This is a genomic window from Leptotrichia wadei, assembly GCF_007990545.2.
Lineage (GTDB): Bacteria > Fusobacteriota > Fusobacteriia > Fusobacteriales > Leptotrichiaceae > Leptotrichia > Leptotrichia wadei.
In genome coordinates, this window is the sequence record NZ_AP019829.2 from 2147925 (window position 1) to 2169945 (window position 22021).

At 28.1% G+C, this 22021-nt stretch carries 20 protein-coding genes, 1 tRNA gene and 1 pseudogene; 4 read left to right on the forward strand and 18 right to left on the reverse strand.

What is annotated here, in order from left to right; translation table 11 throughout:
* Window positions 1-93: 93 nt before the first annotated feature.
* Window positions 94-900, reverse strand: coding sequence for a Cof-type HAD-IIB family hydrolase (locus tag FVE73_RS09895; protein WP_018498513.1), 807 nt, complete (start codon window positions 898-900; stop codon window positions 94-96).
* 131 nt (window positions 901-1031) lie between these two features.
* Here FVE73_RS09895 and FVE73_RS09900 point away from each other — a divergent pair, with 131 nt between their 5' ends.
* Window positions 1032-1508, forward strand: a complete 477-nt coding sequence (locus tag FVE73_RS09900) for a thioredoxin family protein (protein ID WP_018498514.1) — start codon at window positions 1032-1034, stop codon at window positions 1506-1508.
* A gap of 128 nt (window positions 1509-1636) precedes the next feature.
* On the opposite strand, the gene FVE73_RS09905 is transcribed toward FVE73_RS09900, so the two are convergent.
* The 3 genes from FVE73_RS09905 to FVE73_RS09915 all read right to left on the reverse strand — a co-directional run bounded on the left by FVE73_RS09905 (window position 1637) and on the right by FVE73_RS09915 (window position 4291).
* Window positions 1637-2416, reverse strand: coding sequence for a TraX family protein (locus FVE73_RS09905; protein ID WP_018498515.1), 780 nt, complete (start codon window positions 2414-2416; stop codon window positions 1637-1639).
* Between the two features lie 209 nt (window positions 2417-2625).
* Window positions 2626-3570, reverse strand: coding sequence for a GNAT family N-acetyltransferase (locus FVE73_RS09910; protein WP_018498516.1), 945 nt, complete (start codon window positions 3568-3570; stop codon window positions 2626-2628).
* Window positions 3551-4291, reverse strand: coding sequence for an MBL fold metallo-hydrolase (locus FVE73_RS09915; RefSeq protein ID WP_018498517.1), 741 nt, complete (start codon window positions 4289-4291; stop codon window positions 3551-3553). The genes FVE73_RS09910 and FVE73_RS09915 overlap by 20 nt, the downstream gene beginning before the upstream one ends.
* 421 nt (window positions 4292-4712) lie before the next feature.
* Here FVE73_RS09915 and FVE73_RS09920 point away from each other — a divergent pair.
* Window positions 4713-5579: pseudogene (locus FVE73_RS09920) on the forward strand (lysophospholipid acyltransferase family protein).
* A 188-nt stretch (window positions 5580-5767) separates the two neighbouring features.
* Window positions 5768-7108 (forward strand): autotransporter outer membrane beta-barrel domain-containing protein, encoded by a 1341-nt coding sequence (locus FVE73_RS09925; RefSeq protein ID WP_018498519.1) that lies wholly within the window; start codon window positions 5768-5770, stop codon window positions 7106-7108.
* 177 nt (window positions 7109-7285) lie between these two features.
* Here FVE73_RS09925 and FVE73_RS09930 read toward each other — a convergent pair whose 3' ends face one another.
* From FVE73_RS09930 to FVE73_RS09965, 8 genes are all read right to left on the reverse strand, one after another.
* Complete coding sequence (locus tag FVE73_RS09930) at window positions 7286-8353, reverse strand: hypothetical protein (RefSeq protein ID WP_018498520.1); 1068 nt, start codon at window positions 8351-8353, stop codon at window positions 7286-7288.
* Window positions 8354-8643: 290 nt separating this feature from the next.
* On the reverse strand, window positions 8644-9303 hold the full coding sequence (locus FVE73_RS09935) for a methyltransferase (protein WP_018498521.1): 660 nt from the start codon (window positions 9301-9303) through the stop codon (window positions 8644-8646).
* Between the two features lie 252 nt (window positions 9304-9555).
* A complete protein-coding gene (locus FVE73_RS09940; protein WP_018498522.1) occupies window positions 9556-11385 on the reverse strand; it encodes a peptidylprolyl isomerase in 1830 nt (609 codons plus the stop codon).
* Between the two features lie 230 nt (window positions 11386-11615).
* On the reverse strand, window positions 11616-12161 hold the full coding sequence (locus FVE73_RS09945; RefSeq protein ID WP_018498523.1) for a GerMN domain-containing protein: 546 nt from the start codon (window positions 12159-12161) through the stop codon (window positions 11616-11618).
* A gap of 45 nt (window positions 12162-12206) precedes the next feature.
* On the reverse strand, window positions 12207-13334 hold the full coding sequence (locus tag FVE73_RS09950; RefSeq protein ID WP_018498524.1) for an N-acetylmuramoyl-L-alanine amidase family protein: 1128 nt from the start codon (window positions 13332-13334) through the stop codon (window positions 12207-12209).
* A 324-nt stretch (window positions 13335-13658) separates the two neighbouring features.
* A complete protein-coding gene (gene yajC / locus FVE73_RS09955; protein ID WP_018498525.1) occupies window positions 13659-13925 on the reverse strand; it encodes a preprotein translocase subunit YajC in 267 nt (88 codons plus the stop codon).
* Between the two features lie 250 nt (window positions 13926-14175).
* Entirely contained in the window at window positions 14176-15378 is a 1203-nt protein-coding gene (locus FVE73_RS09960; protein ID WP_018498526.1) for a phosphoglycerate kinase, read from the reverse strand.
* A 190-nt stretch (window positions 15379-15568) separates the two neighbouring features.
* A complete protein-coding gene (locus tag FVE73_RS09965) occupies window positions 15569-16156 on the reverse strand; it encodes a GNAT family N-acetyltransferase (protein ID WP_018498527.1) in 588 nt (195 codons plus the stop codon).
* 208 nt (window positions 16157-16364) lie between these two features.
* On the opposite strand from FVE73_RS09965, the gene FVE73_RS09970 reads away from it, so the two are divergent.
* Window positions 16365-17111 carry an acid phosphatase gene (locus FVE73_RS09970; RefSeq protein ID WP_018498528.1) on the forward strand — a complete coding sequence of 249 codons (747 nt, stop codon included), beginning with the start codon at window positions 16365-16367 and terminating at the stop codon, window positions 17109-17111.
* A gap of 307 nt (window positions 17112-17418) precedes the next feature.
* Here the strand turns inward: FVE73_RS09970 and FVE73_RS09975 are convergent.
* The 6 genes from FVE73_RS09975 to thrS form a co-directional block, all read right to left on the reverse strand.
* Window positions 17419-17495, reverse strand: a tRNA-Arg gene (locus FVE73_RS09975).
* Window positions 17496-17517: 22 nt separating this feature from the next.
* Window positions 17518-17775: a 50S ribosomal protein L28 gene (rpmB, locus tag FVE73_RS09980; RefSeq protein WP_018498529.1), complete on the reverse strand. Its 258-nt coding sequence runs from the start codon at window positions 17773-17775 to the stop codon at window positions 17518-17520.
* Between the two features lie 216 nt (window positions 17776-17991).
* Window positions 17992-18378: a pyrophosphohydrolase domain-containing protein gene (locus FVE73_RS09985; RefSeq protein WP_018498530.1), complete on the reverse strand. Its 387-nt coding sequence runs from the start codon at window positions 18376-18378 to the stop codon at window positions 17992-17994.
* 24 nt (window positions 18379-18402) lie between these two features.
* Entirely contained in the window at window positions 18403-18987 is a 585-nt protein-coding gene (locus FVE73_RS09990) for a hypothetical protein (protein WP_018498531.1), read from the reverse strand.
* Window positions 18988-19080: 93 nt separating this feature from the next.
* Window positions 19081-19848: a Bax inhibitor-1/YccA family protein gene (locus FVE73_RS09995; protein ID WP_018498532.1), complete on the reverse strand. Its 768-nt coding sequence runs from the start codon at window positions 19846-19848 to the stop codon at window positions 19081-19083.
* Window positions 19849-20080: 232 nt separating this feature from the next.
* Window positions 20081-21991, reverse strand: coding sequence for a threonine--tRNA ligase (gene thrS / locus FVE73_RS10000; RefSeq protein WP_018498533.1), 1911 nt, complete (start codon window positions 21989-21991; stop codon window positions 20081-20083).
* Window positions 21992-22021: the final 30 nt, after the last annotated feature.

Consider the following 22021-nt stretch of genomic DNA (forward strand, 5'->3'; position numbering starts at 1 on the left):
GAACATTTATTTTATTAAATTCTGAACAAATATAATTTCCGAACAAGTCTATTATTTAAATAAAAAATAGAATATTTAAATTTTATATTTTTACTAAATCTTAAATATTTCCCTTACTTTCCTTGCCATCCCATCTTCAGCATTGCTTCCAATAACTTCTGTATCTGTTAATTTTTCAAGCAGTCTATAAATTGAATTTTTCATTGCAAATCCAAGTCCAGTTTGAGTTATTAAATCATAATCATTAAATCCATCTCCAAATGAAACTGCATCTTTTAACAACAGTCCATCCCTTTGAAGCAAAAATCCAGCTGCCACAGCCTTATCGCAGTCACTTGAAAAGATCTCCAAACTTTTTTCGTTTACAAATACGATATTAACTTCATTATTCGTTACTTTTCTTACTTCCTTTTCTATTTCCAGCAGTTTTTTATGCTCGCCTAGAAAAAATATTTTTGTAAAAGCAAGTTTTTTAAAGTTATCCCACTCAATTTGCTCTGGATACTGCTTCCTATTTGGCTTTTGAGCATAAAAATAATCTCTGGCATCTTCCGTAACGTACCAATGATTACCTGAGAATCCATTTAAAATTATTCCTTTATCAAACGATTTATAGTCAATCGAAAAAATTTTGTCCACATATTTTTGTTCAATATTATTCACGTAAATTTCTCTTCCATTTTCATCTACAATCCTAGCGCCATTTGACGTAATCAAAGGAATTTTCAGTCCAATTTCATCCATAATTTCCTTTGCTCCGACATATCCACGTCCAGTTGCAATATAAAACTTTATCCCTTTTTCCAGCAGCAATTCAATTGTTTCCTTTGTGAATGGACTAACTTTATGCTCTTCATTTAAAAGCGTCCCGTCCAGATCACTTACAACAGCCTTATACATAAAATTTCCTCCTACAATGATTTTAGCACATTACCCCCAAAATTTGAATTAAAAATTTTTTAAACTTGCAAAAACTTGCCTAATAATGATACAATATCAAAAAGAGAAATAAAATTTATGAGGTGAAAGCAATGGGAACATTTGAAGATTATTTAAAATTTGAAGTGACTGAAGCACAAGAAGACAAAAAGCAGCTAAGAATTATAGAAAAAATTTCTTTATCAGAAGAAACTGAAAAGGCTATAAAAGGTATAGATAAGGATATTACAATTATCGCCGTGGCACAAGTTTACTGTCCAGATTGCCGTGCAACTGTCCCTTTCCTAAAAAAATTCAGCGACTTGAATAATAAAATAAAAATCGACTACCGTTCAAGAGAAACTGCCAAAGAATTTTTTCCAAATACAGATGAAAAAATAAAAATACCTACTTTAATTTCGTATGTTGACGGAAAATACAATATTTTTTGGAATGAATTTCCAGCTGTAGTAAAAAATGAAATGGATAAAAATCCAGAAAATTTTGAAGACATTAAGTACAATTTCAGAATTGGAAAATTTAATGCACAAATTGAAAAGGAACTGGTTGACTACTTGACTTCTTTATAAAATAAAAAAATAAAAAGCAGGGAATAAGAATTTTTTACATTTTTTTCCTTGCTTTATTTTATAGACTTCCCCTTTTTCAAAGTCAAGCCGATAAAAGCTAAATAAATAAAAATTATTGTAACTTAACTTTAACTTCTTATTTTCAAAAAGAATGCAAGAATATTCAAAATCCAAAATTGCAAAGGGTAAAAAATATAGAAAAACCATTTGTGAATTGGTGCCTTGCTTCCTTTTTTTCCATTGTACAAAAATATGAATGGTAAAAATAAAAATGTTAAACCGTCGCTGTTATAGCAAAAACTGTCAAACCATGCTCTTGAATTAGGGTATTTAGCAGGATTTAACGATGGCGTAAATAATGGAATATATAACATATTCAAAATTAAAAATGTTATTACCTGCTTTTTTCTATTTCCATAAAATGCCCAAAAACTAATCATTGTAAACAAAGTCTGTATTCCACCTTCAAGTCCCATGATATAATTTCCAATCACAATAGGAACAAAAGAAAATACCAATCCCAAAATAAAAAGAAAAATTCCTAAAATATTATAAATTACTTTTTTACTACTTCTCCCTTTTTGCAAGAAATAAATTATTGTAAATCCAATCGCAAGACTTAAAAAAATATTATCTATTATTTGATATCTTTCTCCTAGTATAATAAATGAAATTACATTTCCAAATTGCATCAAAATAGCGGCTATCCACAATCTTGCCATATATTTTTTACGATTTCTTGTATGATAAAAGCCTTCCACTGTAAAAAATGCAAATAATGGTGCCACAAATCTTGTGATTAAATGAATCCAAGATGGTAAAAATCCTGAAAATACAAAAAATACTGAGTCTAAAAACATAAAAAACAAAGCAATATATTTCAACTGATTTGTATTTAATTTTTTCATAAAATCCTCCTTAAATATTATTTTTGTAAAAAATTATAACACTTTTATCAGATAAATTTATAATATTTTATATAAAATAATCTTTATTATTAAAAATAAATAAAATATTTTTAAAAATTGAACTAATAAATATAAAATTTTTATATTTGAAAAAATAAGCACATTATTTTAATATATTTAGGTGTTGCACTTTGATTATAAAATCCATATTATAAATTCCAAAGTAAAAATTCCAAATCCTCATCTTTAGTTTCTTCATTATTTTCACAATTACAATTTTTCTCATAAAAAACCCTATACATCTTGCTCTTGTACTTAAAAACCTTCATTTTATTCAAATTCTTCTCCAAAAACGAGTTTTCATAACTTCCAATCATAAAAAAATCACAATTATAACCTTTATTTTGAATAGATTTTACAGCTTTTCTAAACTCTTTTTTATTTTTTTCCATATCTACATTTTTATCCTTTAAAACAAAAGTTGCATACAAAAAATTTGAAATTTTATTAATTTCAGGCATTTCTGGATATCCAAAAAATGCTATCACTTTTCTAAATTTATACAAAAATTTATAAATTTTTTTATAGTCCATCACAACATATTTTTTATTAGCCTTATTTTTCAAGTGAATTTCAAAATTTCCATAATTTAAAATTTCCTCATCGTTTACTGCCAAATCACCTTTTCTACTATTTTTCAAACTAAAAAATACAATATTTTTGTAAAACTCATAAATTGGCATACTTTTTCGCCTTTTTGTCAAAATTTTTTGTGTTATTTTATTTTCTTCAAGAATAGTCGTAATTACGGTTTTTACTCCACATTTTTTGGCTTCTGTTATTAACATCTTGTAAGCCTTGCCAAAATTAACTTTATTTCTATATTCTTTTTTTATTCTAAATGAATTTAAATACCCGATATTATTTTTAAAAATAGAACAAGCCCCAACACCCACAAGATTGTCATTTTCAGTATCAATTCCTACCACGATAATCGGTGTCTTTTCACTATCTTTTTGCAATGATTCAAATAAATTCGGCACTTTCTCATATTTTACCTGTACAAGCGATTCCATTTCCTCTTCATCCAGAATATTTCTTATTTCATCGCTGTAATCATTATTTTGAATAATTTTAAATTCTATTTTTTTCATCTTTCCCCAATCTCCTAATCAAATCTCGTGCCGTAATCTCTTTCCCTGTCGCAGGAAAAATTTTATCATAGCCATTCAGGATAATCTTTTTCCAACTTTCAATCAATTCTTCCTTATTTTCCCCAAATAATGGAATTAACGGAAATTTAAAACATAAGTTCTGAACCATATCCCCACAAAACAAATATTTCTCATTATTTTTTTCATCAAAAACTGCAAGAGAAATCGAATCATCTGAATGTCCCTTTGTTTCAATAATTTCCATATTCCCAAAACCATATTTTGAAAGCAAAATCCTTTCCTGTTGTAAAAAATTAATAAAAATTACTTTTTCCATATCAATTTTCTCCAATTTTGGAAAGATATTTTTAGTAAAATTCTTTTTACTTTTCAATTTTTTAGAAATCTTTTCTGTAAATGGATAAAATCCATTTGGAATAACACTTTTTCCTGTTTCTAATATATTTTCAGAATTTTTATGTGCAATAACTCTAACATCTCCAATTGCATCAATGAGTATTTTCAAATTTCCCACATGATCAGTGTGAGAATGGCTTAGAACTATCACTTTTATCTTTTTTGCCTCTCCAATTTTCTGAATTATTCTCTTCAAAATTTTTTTCTTTTTTACATGTACCCCCGTATCTATCAATAAATATTCATCATTTTTATTTTTAAATAAATACAAATTATTTAACCCAATTTTTATTTTTTCTATCATTTTTAGAAAGCTCCTTGATATTTTAATGAAAAACTTGCCAGTCCAGTAAATAGAACTGACAGGCATAAGGTGGGAAGAACAATGGGATTTACTTAATTATTTTTGACTACTAAAGAATAAAAAAGCAGCAATTGTAACTGCTAAAACAGTCAAATCCCAGTTCATCATTGAGACCACCTCCCAACATATCGAACATAACATCAAGGTTTGTGAAGCCTTGACAAATGATTATAACATAAAAAAAATCCCATTCAATAATGAACAAGACTTTTTTCTCACAATTTGTTATATTCAACTTGTTGGTTTTTTTACTCAAAAATATTATAACACTTCTAAAGATAAATTTCAATACTAAAAAATTAATTTTTTTTATTTTCTGTGGTATAATTTATTAAATAGATTATATTTAAAGGAGCATTTTATGAAAACAACCATAGATTTTATAATATTCTCAATTTTTTATATTTTTATAAAAATCTTTAACTTTTTTCCACCGAAAATTCGTCTAAAAATATCTGAATTTATTGGTGTTTTGCTTTTTTATCTCATTCCAAAAGGAAGAAAATTGTCGTATCGTAACTTAAATTTGATTTTAAATGAACAAAATAGTTTTAATTATTCAAAGAAAAAAATTAAGGAAATTGCGATAAAATCTTATAAAAATACAGCAAAGTCGTTTTTACTGCCTTTTTGGATATATGAATATTTTGAGAATTTCCCGCCAAAAACATATAATTCCAAATTACTGGAAAAATTAAAGAGTGAAAATGAACGAATTATTCTTGTTACTTCACATTTTGGATTTTTTCATGCAAGTCTTTTTCCAACGGGAAATGATAGAATGTTTATCCCAATTAGAATTATTCCAAATAAATTTATTGAATCCTATATGGATAAAATTCGTTTTAGAAACAATATGACTTATTTTCCGGAGCAAAATTACAAGTCCTTTTTGAAAAATAAAAATTCAAAGGGCATTTTTGTGCTTTTAAGTGATGTAAGAAAACCAGGTGGCGATAAAATCACATTTTTTTGATTACCTACCACTAATTCAGGCTTTCCTGCCTATTTTTCCAAGAAAGAGAATATTCCGATTGTTATTATTCACAATGAAGTTGATAAAAACAATATTTGCCACATTTTTATAGACAAAGTCATCCATCCTGAAAATTACAAAAATAGACACCAAATAATGAAATCTATTTTAACTGAATACGAAAAAATTATACTAAAACTGCCAGAGCAATGGTTCTGGTTTCAGGAAAGATGGAAAGAATTAGAGAAATAATAGTATATTTTTAGTTTTATTATTCATTTATTTTTTGCTATAAGACGTTATTTTGTATTAGTATAGTTTTTTATTTATCAAATATTTTATCAACTTGACAAAAAAAATTAAGTATGTTACTATTAAAAAGCAGATATACTTTTCAGAAAATAGTGTTAAAAAATGTATAATATGGAGGTAATTCTAAAATGAAAAAAATATTATTATTACTAGGAGTATTAGTTATTAGTGCAAATTCATTTTCTGCCGCTTCAATCGTCGGTGGAGGACTTAATATACATGCAGGAACTAGCATATCAGGTTCATCAAATTATAATTTAGGCACTGGGTCAAACACAGTTACAGCTACTGGTTCAAGTACAATATCAGCTGGAACTAAATTTACTGTACCAGCAGGGGGAACTTTAGATATAGTAACAGATTCAGGAACAATACAGACTTACACAGGACCAACAGTTGTAACATTAACTTCACCATTAAGTGGAAGTGTTACACCAGCAACAGTGGGTTCAGTAATTAGTTCATCGGGATCAACACCAAGTACACCTGCAACTCCGTCAACACCAAGCACACCAGCGGCACCAACTACGCCTACAACACCGTCTACTCCGTCAACACCGGCTGCACCAACACCAAGTACACCGACAGGATCTGTACCTACATTTCAAGGTGCTAGATCAAGAGTAAACTATGACTTGGCAAAAACTATAACAGCAAACGGATTTAAAGATTTAGAACAAGCTAAGAAAGAAAATGGAGCTAACCTTAATTTACAATATCTTGGTGGAGTAAATTCTTATGATTATGATTCAAGATATAGTTCTAAAACTAATGGGGTAGTTTTATCAGGAACAAAGAATTTTGGTAACTTTACAATGGGAGCAGGATTTGGATATGAAAAAACTAATGTAAAATATAAAAATTCATTTGACGGCGTGAGAGAAAAACTAGATTCATATCAAGCATCATTAAGTGGAAAATATGATTTTACAGATAATTTAGATGTGGCTTCAGTATTAACTTATGGAAGTAACAAACATAAATACAAAAATTATAATAATGTAAAATTTGATTCAGATGTACTTGATTTCCAAACTAGATTAGGATATAAATTTAGAGATGATTCAGATGAAAACACTTATGTAAAACCTTATGTTGGATTAGGAGTAACAAGTGTTAAAGAAGATTCATTCACTGTTGGAAATGTAAACTTTGGAAAAGCTAAGAGAAGCAGTGGAAATGCTACAGCAGGAGTTTATGGACAAACAAGAGTTGGAGCTGTAGATTTGTATGGAAATATTGAATATGAACAAAGATTTAGCAGAAAATCATACAATGGTGAAAGAAGTATTTCTACAAATGGTGTAGAAGTTGCTAAGTTAGCTGCATTAGATTATGATCAAGGTGTATTTAATTTAGGACTTGGAGCAAAATATAATGTTTCAGATAACTTTAACATGTCAGCAGGATATGAATTATATGATACAAAAAATAGCATATTCAAAGTAGGATTAGGATTAGAATTCTAATAACTCAAAATACAAAAATTGTTTTTTTTCCTAATATTTATATTAATAGAAAAACACTCAAGATAAAAGTATCCTGAGTGTTTTTAAATTTCTTACTAAAATTTATAAGAGCAATAGGACAATTATCAAAAATAATATTTATTTAATTAATTATATATCAAATCAAGTTAATTTTTATTAATTTACAGAATATCCCACTGATAATCCGAATCTTACTTCTTCTGTTTCAGTAGTCTTTCTATTTGATCCAGATTTCTTATAAGAATCTCTATAATATGGACGATATTTCACAAAAGGATTTACCGAAACTTTGCCTTCTCCTGCTTCAAATGATTTTTTATATCCAGCTTCTGTAATTACACCAAACATATTTTCCCAATAATATCTTGGGTATCTTTCAAATTCGTTTTCTAGGACAACTTTCCCGTAAATTCCCGCAACTGACGGTGTCGTATATGATAAGTTTGCATAATAATCTTGATAAACTGATGGTTTAGCCTTTTTCCCATTTTTTTGTGTCTTATTTGTGTCTCTGTAATGATTCGTGAAATAAGTATAATAATCTAAACTTCCCCATTCTCCCTTTTTAATATTATTACTTACTTCAAGATCTGCATTAAGTCCCCAACCATTAACTTTTGACCCTTTAAAGTCATTTCCGCTCAAATAATACTCTCCTCTTCTATTCCCTTTAAATCTAAAATAAATACCTTCTACAGCCAATGTTACATTTTGTCCCCATATTTTTTTATTAAACGTCGGTCCTATCGCAAATTCATTCCCAATTCCTGTTGTAGAAATTTCTTTTGTAACTAAATCTTTATTTCTATAAATATCATTTTGCCATCTAATTTTCAATTTAACATCATCTGATAATTTCTTCTCTAACCCTAATTTACTATAAATTCTATCATTTTTTCTAAAAGTTCCATACTGAGTAATTGTTTGTCCATTAAATCTATTTCTATTTTGATCCTTATCCCATCTTGTCCAAAATGTCAAATCCCAGTCTCCTTCATCAATTAATCCAATCTTCCCAGAAAAAATACTTCTTACCCGTGTTCTCCCACGATTATCCTTCTTAAATCCAGCAAATCCAATTCCATTCACATCATCTCCAGTTTTATCCTGATAATTCTGCCTGTATTCAGTAGAAATATTAATATTCTTCAACACATCTTGATCCGCTTTAGCAAACCCAGAAATTACCAAAGTTAATGCCAACAATCCTAATAATTTTTTCATAAATCATTTCCTTCCTCTCATCTGTTTTTTACTTATTTATCACCATATAATTTCAAAATTATAGCTAAATAGTACCAGTATTTAACAAATATTAAGTATCCCATATTGTTGGAAAAATTATATAATTATTCTTTTTATTATGTGATAAACTTATCTAACTTTATACTAAATTTAATTATCAAATTATTTGTATATCAAATCATAACTTATATTAACATTTTTTCTACTTAATTGTCAATAAACTAATTATATATCTTTTATATATTTCTATATATTTTGTTAATGATTAATTACTTAATTTCAATCTCTGAATTTATCTTACCACCTTTTTTTCCATGTACAACGACTAAATCTATCTTCTTATACTTATTTACTTTAACCGACAATATATTTAATCTATTCTCATAAATATATCGAAACACATCATTTAACCTACTATCTGGCACAACTAAAAAAAATTCTCCATAATTTTTTAAAAGCCTTCTTATTTCTAAAATTATTTCTTCCAATGTAAGTAAAACTTCATATTTACTAATTTGTTCTGTCTTATTTTTAGGCATTTTCCCAGAATTAATTTTTTTATATGGCGGATTTGAAAAAATAAAATCATATTCTCCATTTATACTTTTTATATTTTTATTAATCGGAATTATTTTTTCATTTAAATCATTTATCTCTATATTTTTTTTTAAAGTAGAAAAAACTTCCTTTTGAATTTCCACAGCAAAAATTTTTGAAATAACATCAAGTTCCGAAAGTAATAATGAAATTATTCCTTGTCCCGCCCCAATTTCTAAAAATGATTTTTTCTCTTTCAAATTCTTACATTTTCTACTAAAATATTCTTGCATAAATTTTGAGAGCAAAATAGCATCTTCTGTTATTTTTAGCCCTTTTTCCTCCACAATCATCTTTTTCCCGACACTTTCTAAATTTTCAATATAACTCATTTTAACTCCTGATCTTCAATAAAATTATACCATTTCCCATTTAAACAGAATTTCTTTGTAAAAGGTCAAGGTCTCTTGCTAGCAAATGACATAAAATATAACCTCTATCTTTAAACGAGATTTAGTATTAATATAAAAAACTGTCTTAAATATTTTTAGTATTTAAAACAGTTCTTTTTAGTATCTTGTACTTCTTCTATTTGACAACAAAAGAATCCTTGATGAATCAAATTTAACTATTTAAACAGAAAACTATTTTGTAATTCCCAATTGCTTGTCTGCATATTCGTGTGCGAGTTCCAATCTTACACGTTCTTTTGAATTTTCAAATGTTGCTTGTGTAAATGGTATTTCTGATGTTTTTGCAATTAAATAATATCCAGTTGCATCATTTCTTTCTAAGAATCCATTTACCTGCAATGCAAATATTTGATCCATTAATTCTTTATTTATTCCAATTCCTGGAATTGCATCAGTTTTAACTAACTTTTTGAATCTTTCTTTTATGCTAAAGTTATATTTATCTTGTTTTTCCACAGTACTCCAAGTAACTTTCTTACTTTCAATTTCAGCTTTTAAATCTTGAATTTTCTTAATAACTTTTTGTTTTGAAGCTTCAGAAATAGTTGGAGTTATTAAAATATGGCTAATTTTCGCTACATTTTCATTTTTTGGATCTTTACTTTGAATGTAAATAATGTGATAACCAAACTGTGTTTTTATTGGTCCTACAATATCTCCAGCCTTACCATTCTTAACCGCATTTGCAAATTCTGGAACAAGTTTTGATAAATCTGCTGTTTCTCCCAAACTTCCGCCATTTTTAGCCGAACCAGGATCTTTTGAAAATTCTCTAGCTTTTTCTGCAAAATTATCTTTATTTGTAGTTTTCATAATTTCTTCAGCTTGCTTTTTAGCCACAGCAAAATCATTTTCTCCAGCTTGATATTCCTCTCCAATCACATAACCACCTATACTATTTTTAGTATCATAGCTATCTCTTTTAGAATCAAATCTTGCTTGTAATGTTGCATTATCAGGCTTATAAGTATCAATTAAATAATTATAATATTTTTGAGAATAATCTCTTAACTGATCTACACCTACTAAATCAGCATCTGCCTTTATTCCAGCCGCTTTAGCCTTATTTGCAATTTGTATAAATTTACCTAAATTTATTTTTAACATACCTTTTAAATCATTTACCATTTTTGGTGAATAACCTTCTTGAGTTTGTGAAACAGCATTTACAATTTGTTCATTTACGTCTGCATTTGTATATTTATATTCTCCACTTTGTGCCACAGGCGTTGTTATATTGGTATACATTTTTTTAAATTCTTCATCTTTAAACTCAATTTTAGCTTTTTGTTTAGCTTTTGCAATAAATGAATTTAAAATCATAATATCCTTATCTTGTTTCATATTTTCTTTAATTTGGTCTTTTACATCTTCAAATTCTTGATTTTCAAAAGCTTGAGTATACTTATTTCTTTCATAAGCTTTTTTTACTTCTTCATCGGTAACTTTATCATCTGCAAATAATTTTTCTCTCATTTTATCAACAGTTTTTTGATCTTTTATCATTTTTTTAAATGAAGTAACATTATACCCAACTGATCTTAAATATTGAGAAAATTCATCTTTCCCTAATTTTGATTGTTTTTGATAAGCTTTAAATTCCTTATTAACAGTTGATCCACTTACTCTTATTCCCAAATTCTTAGCTGATGAAATCAATATTTCCTTATTTATTAAAAGCTGTAAAACATATTGATTTACAATTTCATCAGGAATATTTTTTATATTATCAGTATTTACTCCCGCTTGTGCCAATTGCTGCATTTTTTGCTGATTTATCTCATTTAGCTGATTTTTTAACGAATAAGTCTCCCTTTCAAAATCATCACGATAAATTTTTATCCCATTAACCGTCGCAATTACTTCTCTATTACCTTTTGAAGCTTCGAAAATATTATTCTTCAAAAATAATATTCCAGTAATAAGCATTGCTATTCCAAACATCCCCATCATAACTGCTGATGCGATCTGGATACCTCTTTTGTGACTTCTGAATCCCATTGTCTATCTTCCTTTCTCTCTTCTCTCACTTTAGTCATTTTATTATTATACCATATAATCCTTTATTTTTCTATCGTTTTTTTTTACTATTTGTAATTTATTCTTTTAAAAAAATTTAACTTATTTTATAATAAATCTAATTTGCAAAATAAAAAACTGCTTTGACATTAAAAACTTTCTATTAATATCAAAACAGTCTAAATTAATCTTTCCCTTGAATACTTTACTTTCTATTGAGTATTTGTCTCACCATCTATTTGAATAATAACACTTTGAATATTGGGAAAGTTTTTTAAAATCGTATTTGTTACAGCTTGAGAAAATCCATTAAATAATTCAGGATTTTTTTTCAAATTTGCAAATGCTGCATTTAATTTTACAACTGTTGTATTTACATTGTCAATTCTAAGGTTGTAGGCACTTCTAAATTTCATATCATCTGTAATATAATTTGAATTTCTGATAATTCCATTTATAAAATCCCCTTCAATTAAGTTCACTTGACGCGGAATTACGATTTCTCGCTCATAAATTGTTCTTGTACCAGGATCAAATACAAATATAGAAATTTTATTTTGAGTTTCCTCATTTTGCGCTGTTTCCTTTACTAAATTCTTATCAACAGTTACATGTATTTCTTCACTGTTATCCCTGTCATATATATTCGTTGCAACTACAGCAGCCGTTATTAAAATAAGCAATATTATAAAAAATACGCTGCTAAAAAATCCTTTTTTCTTTTTAGGTTCTTCTTTTGATTCTTCTTTTTTTGGCATAAAATTCTCCTAATTTGGATAATATTTCCATTATTTAAAATGAAATTATCTAAAATAACTTCTTATTGCACTTCCAATAGCATTTGCTGCTCTTTCTTGACCATCTGGTGTTAAATATTGCGATAAATCAGAATAATTATTCATAAATCCTAATTCTACAAGTATTGATGGTGAATTACTTCCACGAAGTACTGCAAAATTTGCTCCAAAAACTCCTCTTCTTCTAAGCCCTGTTGTATTTATAAGATTATTTAATACAGATTCTGCTATAGCTTGACTTGTCTTTTGATTTTTTCTATAAAAAATATCATTTAAAATAAAGTCTGAAAATGGCACATCTCCATAGCTTCCATCAACTTTATTTTCAAATTTGGCTACTTGTGTAGCGTAACTTCCCTGATCTTTTTTACTAAAGTAGAATACTTCTGTTCCATTTGCCGATGAACTTGAACCTGAATTTAAATGAATACTTATAAAGAAATCTGCATTTGCATCATTTCCAATTTTAGCTCTTGTATCTAATGGTACAAAGAAATCCGAATCTCTAGTCATTATAACATTGTAATCCTGTCTTAAATTATTAGCTAGCCTTGTTGCTACTTGTAATGCTATATCTTTTTCATTATATCCATTTCCTCTTGCTCCTGAATCACGCCCACCATGTCCAGGATCTACAACTATTGTATATTTTTTATTTCCTCTTGAAGTATTACCTGACTGGCTTTGTGACTGAGTCTGTGTTATTCTTGTATTGTTGCTGTTATTATTCTGTCTTTGTGGTGCATTATATGATTTTTGAACTGTTGCAGCTTTACCTCCATCTAATGTTACTTGAAATTCTCCACTTCTGCTAGTAACTTGATAAGTAACAGATGGTTTTAAATACACATACACTACTACCATTCCATTGTTTTCAACTGTATAAATCTTACTTATATACTGATCATTTTTGTTAATAAATGCTGGAACGCCACTTTCAATTTTACTATCTGAGAAACTTAACATTAGCAGGTCTTCGCCCCCTAATTTTGTGACAGAAGCATTTGGAATAATCTGTTTATTTTCCCTAAATGTTCCGATGACCTTTCCATTATTATATGAAACATTTTTTAAAGTATCGGAAAATGTGATTGCACTTATAAAAAGTAACAAAAATAATAATATCCTTTTCATTTTTTCCTCCTATTTTTTATTAATCATTTTATTATTTTTTAAGTTCATAAACTTTAATAAACATAATATCACTAAATTTTTATTTTTTCTATTTCCAGACAAAAAAATCCCTATCTCTTAATTATATAGATACTATGCAGCTTTTACTCTTACAATTGTCTATAAATACTATAACTATTCAATTTTTATAACTTTTAATTTTACAATTATAAGTAAAACTGGTTTAAAACTGAACTCAAAAGCTGCAACTATTTTACTCAAATCCTGAGTTTATATAATTTTAGCAGTTCAATTTTAAATGAGTTCGAGTATAATTTATAAAATTTATTTTGTTTCAATTCTTTCAACTGCAGATTTAAGAACAGTCATTCTTGCATTTTTATCAATTTTCATTTCCACAGTATCTGTAAAAACATTTGTAATAGTTCCTTGGATTCCTCCAACTGTAATTATTCTAGCTCCCACTTTTAAATTTTCCATTAACTCAGCCTTTTGTTTTTTCTTTTTTTTATTTGCAAAATACGTTGGTAAAATTAATACTGCCAAAAATACTACATAAATTATTATTACCCCTATTGAATTATTATTCATAATTATCTATTTCTTCCTCCTTCTTAAATTCTAAAATCCTTTTTAATTATACCACAATTTAGAATATGTTTCAATTTTAAAAAAAATTATTTTTAATTCATAAATTGTATAATATATTGCGACAAATTATTTACATTAACTTAAAATAAAAATGACTATCTCAAAAAATTAATTTCAAGACAGCCATTTCGTGATTAAAATGAAAAAATTATTTTTAGTTAACTAAATTAATAGTTATTCAAGTTAGTTATTATTTTTCTGAAATTGCATCTACTCCTGGTAATACTTTTCCTTCCAAGTATTCAAGTGATGCTCCTCCTCCAGTTGAGATATGTGAGAATTTATCAGCAAATCCTAATTGGATAGCTGCTGCTGCTGAATCTCCACCACCGATGATTGTTTTAGCATCAGATAATTCTGCAATTGCTTTACATACACCAATTGTTCCTTTAGCGAAGTTTTCCATTTCAAATACTCCCATTGGTCCATTCCATACTACAGTTTTAGCACCTTCTAAAGCTTTTTTAAATAATTCTACAGATTTTTCACCTATATCTAATCCCATCCATCCATCTTCAATGTCATCTACAGAAACTGTTTTAAATTCTGTATCATTTTTGAATTCTTTAGCTACAACTGTATCAATTGGCAACAATAATTCAACATTTTTTTCTTTAGCTTTTTTGATTAATGAAGCGGCTAATTCTACCTTGTCAGCTTCTAGCAATGAAGAACCTGTATTTTTACCTTCAGCTTTTAAGAAAGTAAACATCATTCCTCCACCAATAATTACTTTATCAGCTTTGTCTAATAAATTTTCAATTACACCAATTTTATCAGAAACTTTTGCTCCACCTAAAATGGCAACCAATGGTCTTTCAGGATTGTCAACTGCTCCACCGATAAATTTGATTTCTTTTTCTACTAAGAATCCTACTGCTGATTCTTTGATATTTGAAGCAATTCCTACATTTGAAGCATGGGCTCTATGAGCAGTTCCGAATGCATCGTTTACAAATACATCTCCAAGTGATGCCCAGTATTTTCCTAATTCAGGATCATTTTTAGATTCTTTTTTACCATCTAAGTCTTCAAATCTAGTGTTTTCAAACATTAGGATTTCTCCATCTTTTAGTTCAGAAACTGCTTTTTCTAATTCTGCTCCTCTAGTTTCAGGAACAAATTTAACTGGTTTTCCTAAAAGTTCTTCCAATCTTTTTGCAACTGGGGCTAAAGTTTTTGAGGCTTTGTCAGCTTCTTCCTTAACTTTTCCTAAATGAGAAAATGCGATTACTCTTCCGCCATTTTCCAAAATATATTTTAAAGTTGGAAGTGCAGCTGTAATTCTATTATCATTTGTAATAACTCCATCTTTTATTGGTACATTGAAATCAACTCTTACTAATACTTTTTTACCTTTTACATCTAAGTCTTTTAAAGTTTTTTTAGCCATTCCGTTATAACCTCCTAAAATTTATTAATAAAATCTCTATTTTTCCACTTGAATTATACCACTCTTTAATCTGATTTTCAAGTGATTTAATATATAATCTCAAAACATTTTTAATATCTGAAGAAATAAGCTATTTTATGCCTATAGAATCAATATTTAACAATAGAATACTATAAAAACTTTATATTTTTTACAATTCTAAAGTTTGTCTCAATTTAATTTTATCAATCTCTGATATTTTTTTTAACGGTTTTGGATTTTTAGAATGCTCAGAAATAGCTTTTTCAAACCAAGTAACGCCAATCCATTTTCCAAATTTATATCCTGATTTTTCAAAAACTGCAATTTTTTTAAATCCAAAATAATTATGCATTTTTTCACTATTTTCATTAGGATAAGTTATAAGTGCGTAAACATTCACAACATTTTGTAACTTCAATATTTCAATTAAAATTTTATATAATTTTTTCCCAATTCCATTTCCCGCATAATTTCCATCTGTATAAACTGAAAGCTCCACATCCCACTGATAAGCAGCTCTGCTCCAAATCCTATGTGCATAGGCATATCCAATAATTTTCCCATCATACGTACAAACAATATAGGGATATTTCTCCAAAGTCTCCCTAATTCTTTCCCTAAATTCCTCAACTGCAGGAACTTCATACTCAAAAGTTATTGTTGTATTTTCAATATATGGCTTATAAATTCCTAAAATTTCTTCAGCATCTCCTTCAGTTGCAAATCTAAAAATTAAATTTTCTTTTTTTAATTTCATTTCCAGCACCTCAATACTTTTAGTTTTTTCTTTATTGAACTTTATCTTTAAGTTTCTTAATTAATGATGACTTTTAAATTTACATAAGACATACTAACACTTTTTCAGATGAATTTCAATAGAATAGATTTTTTATTTACTCTTGACATCCATAAAAAACACGGTATAACTTTATTAAGAAATATTATTAAGAAAAGGATGGTTCGACATGAAAAAAACATTTTTAATTGGTGCATTTTTATTTGCAAGTTTAGTTTCATTTTCTGCGGGAAAAGGAAATGATGTAACAACAAAACCAGATGTCTACTTTTTGAAAAGCTCGCAAGTTGTAAGCAGTTATGACTTATTGCCAGCTCCACCAGCAGTTGACAGTATCGCTTTTTTAAATGACAAGGCTCAGTATGAAAAGGGAAAATTACTTAGAAATACTGAAAGAGGAAAACAGGCATACAACGATGCACGTGTAGAAGGAGATGGAGTACCTCGTGCTTTTTCAGAGGCTTTTGGATACACAATCTCAGCACAGACAACACCTGAAATTTTTAAGTTAGTTACAAAATTACGTGAAGATGCGGGAGATTTAGCAACAAGATCTGCAAAACAGACATACATGAGAATACGTCCGTTTGCATATTTTAAAGAATCAACTTGCCGTCCAGAAGATGAAGCGAGCCTTTCAACAAACGGTTCTTATCCATCAGGACATACTTCAATCGGTTGGGCTACTGCATTAGTTTTAGCTGAAATAAATCCAGCAAGACAAAGTGAAATTATAAAACGTGGTTATGAAATGGGGCAAAGCCGTGTAATCTGTGGTTATCACTGGCAAAGTGACGTCGATGCAGCCCGTGTGGTAGCAAGTACAGTTGTTGCAACACTGCATTCAAACAGCGAATTTAATGCTCAATTAGCTAAGGCAAAAGCAGAATTTCAAAGACTTAGCAGAAAAAAATAATAAATATTAATTCAAAAAAACAGCTTTATTTCAAATTTATTTCAAATTCTGAAGATAAAAACTGTCTTTAGTATATTTATTAAAAAAATTATTAGGTTCTAGCCTTTTAAATAAATTATTTTAGACTTTTTCTTAATTTACAAATACATTCTATCATAAAAATATATTTTTAAAATGAATTCAAACTGAATAAAAAACTATAATTATTTTAAAATTAAGCTAATTTTACCTGTTAATTTAAAAAAATGGGGCATCAATTGTAATGCCCTTATATTTTTTATTTAGTTAAATATTTTTTATAAAAAAATGGCGTACCCGTGAGGAATCGAACCCCAAGCCTTCTGATCCGAAGTCAGACGCTCTATCCAGTTGAGCTACGAGTACACAAAAAGTAAGTTTTAATAACTTACTTTGCCAATACTTTTAATATTTTAGGGCTTAATGTTTCTTTATTTTTTAGTAAGATTTTTTTAACTTGATCGTTATTTTTCCCTTTTAATGTTTTCATTGCCTTTGTACAAACTCTTACTCTAACTTCTTCATTGTTAATAGTTAAAAGCATTGTTTGCAAATTTGGTCTCCAAATTCTTTTGGTAGCTTTGTGAGAGTGACTTACTCTGTTTCCATGACTTACTGTTTTTCCAAAAACTTCACATCTTTGCATTTTATTCACCTCTACTAAATATTTTAGTAGTTCTCCTTTCATCTTTATTTTTTAAGCAGTCCTTACTGCTTTTATCATAATATATTAACTTAACTTTTTATAAAAAAATCGTTATTTAGTTAAAATTATTTTTATATATCGAATTTTATTTTATCATATTTTTAGAACTTTTACAAGTTATTATGATATTTTTTTACTTTATTTCAAAATTTTTCTTTATTTTTCAAAAAATTTCTTTAAATTTGGTGGAAAATAATTCGGTCCTTTTATAACTTTCCCATCTTCCCGATAAATCGGATCTCCATTTTCATCCAATTTGCTAAGGTTGCTTCTGTGGATTTCTTCAAAAACATCATCAATTACATTTTGCATTCCATGCTCAATAATTGTTCCACAAAGGATGTAGAGCATATCTCCAAGTGCGTCTGCCACTTCTACAACATTCCCTTTTTTAGCCGCTTCCAAATATTCTCCATTTTCTTCAGCCATCAAGTCAAATCTCAATTTTTCCAATCCATCCTTTAATTTTCCAATCGGCTTTTTAGAATTTCCAAGTTTATAGATTCTATGAAATTCTTCTACACTCTCTATCTTTCTTTTCATATATTTTTTATTTCCCTTTCAAATTTATATTAAAATCATTGTGCTTATTATAAGCAAAATCAGTATTTTTACAATATCCGTATATAAAACTGCCGCCACATAAAATCTTATTTTCTTCAAAAATTCAGTTTCATTATTTTCTAAAACTTTTATTTTTATCATTTTTTTTATTTTTTTTGAATCAAAAATTATTAAAATTATTACTAAAAATAACGATATTATTAGCAATATTACAGGTAAAATTCCAATATTTTTCTGAAACAAAACTTTTATTACTGAAGAAAAAATTGATAAATTTAATCCAGTTAAAAGCGAATAAATTATAAAACTTAACTTTATAACTTTTTTACTTCTATTCACTATTATTTTATACAAAAAAAATGTCAAAAAAATTTCTAAAACAATTATTCCAATAAATAAAAACGATATTTTATCCAAAACTTGCTTCATTTTAAAAATATACATAATTTTATACATTTCAGCATGTAAATTTAATATCTGCGATAACAGAACTGAAATTAATATTCCACAAAATACCCAAATTTTACTGTTTGTAATTTCATCGTTAATAAATTTTTCCACATCGTCACTTAATTTATTATCCTGCAAAATTTCCCTGCTTTCTAAAAAAAGTAAAATTGCTTTAAAATCAGAAAAACTCCGAATTTAAAGCATTTTCACATTAATATTTTAAATATAATTTTATTTTCTTCTTCCTAAAAGTCTTAAAATATAAATAAACAAGTTTACAAAATCTAAATATAAATTTAATGCGCCAACTATTTCTATTTTATTTAAAATTTCTGAATCTTCTTGAGCCGCATAAGCAACAATGTTGTTTCTTATTCTATTTACATCAACTGCAATAAAAATTGTAAATATAATTACTCCAATTATTGATATAAACAAGTCAACTCCACTATTTTGCAAAAAGATATTTATTATGCTTACTAAAATAATTGCAATTAATCCAGCAACTAAAATTGGTGTAAACTTTGTCAAATTTTCTCTAGTCAAGTATCCATAAACAGCCAAAACCGCAAATAACACAAATGTTCCTAAAAATGCCGAAACTATTATTTCAGGGGCATAAACCATTCCAAGAACTGAAAATGTCAATCCATTTAAAAATGAATATGCAAGAAACATAAGTCTCAATGTACTTGAATTAGCCTTATAAACTAACGCAGTAAACCCAAATACCACAGCTATTTCCAAAATAGCAAACAGCCAATACATTTTCAAAATTCCATATGCAATCGGATTACCTGATACTAATCCTGTATATACCATATAACCTGTAATTCCTGTCACAAGAAGTCCCAACACCATCCAAAGCATACTTCCACGAACTTTTGAACTTACAATTCTGTCTAAATCATCATAAGTCATTCTAACTTGTCCACCATATTCATTATAACCATCGTTATTATGATTATAAGTTTCAAGTTCATCATAATCTTTTTTCATAAAAATCACCTCTTATTTATAAACTTTTTTAATAAATTTCATTGTTTACAAATTTATTAAATCAATTAATTTTCATAAGACTTTCACTACTAATTCATCCTATCGAATAAATTAGTGACAATATAAAGCTCATACTTATTATATCACATTTAATAAAATTTATAAAATATGTTTTTTTAAATTATAAATATATAAGCTTTTTTTGCGAACTATTGCAATTTAAAATCCAAACTTACTTTTTAAACGGAACTTTTGATTCTTCCAACAAAATATTAACAATTTCATCAACTGAAATATTTTTACTTTCTTGTGAACCAAATCTTCTCATATTTACTTCATTATTCGTAGCTTCATTTTTACCAATAATCAACTGAACTGGTATTTTTTGTTCTCCGTTTGCTTCTCTGATTTTGTAGCCGATTTTTTCAGCTCTTGTGTCAATTTCCACTCTTATTCCAGCATTTTGTAATTTTTCAAACACTTCATTTGCAAATGGCACCTGCTCATCAGAAATTGTAAGAATTCTCACTTGTGTCGGTGCAAGCCAGAATGGAAAAGCTCCTGCATAATGTTCGATTAAAATTCCAAGGAATCTTTCTAAACTTCCGTACATCGCACGGTGAATCATTACTGGTTCATGTTTTTCTCCATCTGCACCGATATAACTCATTTCAAATCTTTGAGGCAAGTTGAAGTCAAGCTGAATTGTTCCACATTGCCAAATTCTTCCGATTGAATCTTTCATCTTAAAGTCAATTTTTGGACCGTAAAATGCTCCATCTCCAGGATTTAACTTGTAATCAATTCCTTTGTGTTCCAAGGCTGATTTTAAATTAGCTTCTGCCATTTCCCAAATTTCGTCTGAACCAATTGCTTTATCAGGTTTTGTTGATAATTCAATGTGATATTCAAATCCGAATAAAGTATAGAATTTATCGTATAAATCAATAATTTCGATAATTTGTTCTTCAATTTGCTCTTTCGTACAGAAAACATGGGCATCATCCTGTGTGAATGCTCTAACTCTCATAAGTCCATGCAAAGCTCCACTAAATTCGTGTCTGTGAACAAGTCCCATTTCTCCATATTTTAATGGCAAATCTTTGTATGAATGCAAGTTATTTTTATATGCTATTATTGAACCTGGACAATTCATTGGTTTTATTGCATAAATTTTTTCATCAATTGTCGATGTATACATATTTTCTCTGTAATTAAACCAGTGTCCAGAAATTTCCCAAAGTTCTCTATCCAGCATAATTGGAGTTTTTATTTCCTGATAACCTCTTTTTTTATGCTCAACTCTCCACATTTCTTGAAGTTTGTTAAAAATTTCCACACCTTTTGGCATAAAGAACGGAAAACCTGGTCCATGTTCATCCAAGAAAAATAAGTTAAGCTGTTTTCCTAATTTTCTGTGATCTCTTCTTTCAGCTTCTTCCATCATTGTCAAATAGTCATCCAGCTCTTTTTTAGTCGCAAAAGCTACTCCATAAATTCTTTGAAGCATTTTATTATTTGAATCTCCACGCCAGTAAGCTCCAGCAGTTGACATTAATTTAAATGCTTTTAAATATCCAGTTGACGGAACATGTGTTCCACGGCATAAATCCACAAATTCTCCCTGTTTATAAATACTGACTTTATCAACTCCCAAGTCATCAATTATTTCAACTTTATAAGTTTCACCTTTTTCAGCAAAGAATTTTTTAGCTTCTTCGGCACTCATTTCACTTCTTTCAAAAGGATAATTTTCTTTTACTATTTTTTTCATTTCTTCTTCGATTTTTGTTAAATCTTCTTCAGTAAAAGGTCTTTCAGGATCAAAGTCATAGAAAAATCCATTTTCCACAACAGGCCCTATTGTAACTTTTGTATTTGGAAATAATCTTTGCACAGCTTGAGCCATTATGTGAGCCGCACTGTGTCTTATAATTTCAATTCCTTTTTCACTTGTATTAGTAATTATTTCAATTTCTCCAGATTTATCAATAATATAAGATGGATCAACTTGCACACCGTCAATTATCGCCCCAACGGTTGCCTTCCCAAGACTGCTCCCAATACTTTTTGCAAATTCCACAACAGTCATCGGATTTTCCAACTGTCTTTTACTGCCATCAGGCAAAATCATTTCTATCATTTCCATACCTTCTTTCTTTTATCATATAAA

Excerpts from the sequence above, each read along its gene's own strand:
- FVE73_RS09940 (WP_018498522.1), bottom strand. The coding sequence starts at position 11,385 with ATGGGATTCAGAAGTCACAAAAGAGGTATCCAGATCGCATCAGCAGTT.
- FVE73_RS09925 (WP_018498519.1), top strand. The coding sequence starts at position 5,768 with ATGAAAAAAATATTATTATTACTAGGAGTATTAGTTATTAGTGCAAAT.
- FVE73_RS09910 (WP_018498516.1), bottom strand. The coding sequence starts at position 3,570 with ATGAAAAAAATAGAATTTAAAATTATTCAAAATAATGATTACAGCGAT.
- thrS (WP_018498533.1), bottom strand. The coding sequence starts at position 21,991 with ATGATAGAAATGATTTTGCCTGATGGCAGTAAAAGACAGTTGGAAAAT.
- FVE73_RS09905 (WP_018498515.1), bottom strand. The coding sequence starts at position 2,416 with ATGAAAAAATTAAATACAAATCAGTTGAAATATATTGCTTTGTTTTTT.
- FVE73_RS09970 (WP_018498528.1), top strand. The coding sequence starts at position 16,365 with ATGAAAAAAACATTTTTAATTGGTGCATTTTTATTTGCAAGTTTAGTT.
- FVE73_RS09950 (WP_018498524.1), bottom strand. The coding sequence starts at position 13,334 with ATGAAAAGGATATTATTATTTTTGTTACTTTTTATAAGTGCAATCACA.
- rpmB (WP_018498529.1), bottom strand. The coding sequence starts at position 17,775 with ATGCAAAGATGTGAAGTTTTTGGAAAAACAGTAAGTCATGGAAACAGA.
- FVE73_RS09995 (WP_018498532.1), bottom strand. The coding sequence starts at position 19,848 with ATGAAAAAAGATTATGATGAACTTGAAACTTATAATCATAATAACGAT.
- FVE73_RS09915 (WP_018498517.1), bottom strand. The coding sequence starts at position 4,291 with ATGATAGAAAAAATAAAAATTGGGTTAAATAATTTGTATTTATTTAAA.
- FVE73_RS09895 (WP_018498513.1), bottom strand. The coding sequence starts at position 900 with ATGTATAAGGCTGTTGTAAGTGATCTGGACGGGACGCTTTTAAATGAA.
- FVE73_RS09900 (WP_018498514.1), top strand. The coding sequence starts at position 1,032 with ATGGGAACATTTGAAGATTATTTAAAATTTGAAGTGACTGAAGCACAA.
- FVE73_RS09930 (WP_018498520.1), bottom strand. The coding sequence starts at position 8,353 with ATGAAAAAATTATTAGGATTGTTGGCATTAACTTTGGTAATTTCTGGG.
- FVE73_RS09935 (WP_018498521.1), bottom strand. The coding sequence starts at position 9,303 with ATGAGTTATATTGAAAATTTAGAAAGTGTCGGGAAAAAGATGATTGTG.
- FVE73_RS09945 (WP_018498523.1), bottom strand. The coding sequence starts at position 12,161 with ATGCCAAAAAAAGAAGAATCAAAAGAAGAACCTAAAAAGAAAAAAGGA.
- FVE73_RS09960 (WP_018498526.1), bottom strand. The coding sequence starts at position 15,378 with ATGGCTAAAAAAACTTTAAAAGACTTAGATGTAAAAGGTAAAAAAGTA.
- yajC (WP_018498525.1), bottom strand. The coding sequence starts at position 13,925 with ATGAATAATAATTCAATAGGGGTAATAATAATTTATGTAGTATTTTTG.
- FVE73_RS09985 (WP_018498530.1), bottom strand. The coding sequence starts at position 18,378 with ATGAAAAGAAAGATAGAGAGTGTAGAAGAATTTCATAGAATCTATAAA.
- FVE73_RS09965 (WP_018498527.1), bottom strand. The coding sequence starts at position 16,156 with ATGAAATTAAAAAAAGAAAATTTAATTTTTAGATTTGCAACTGAAGGA.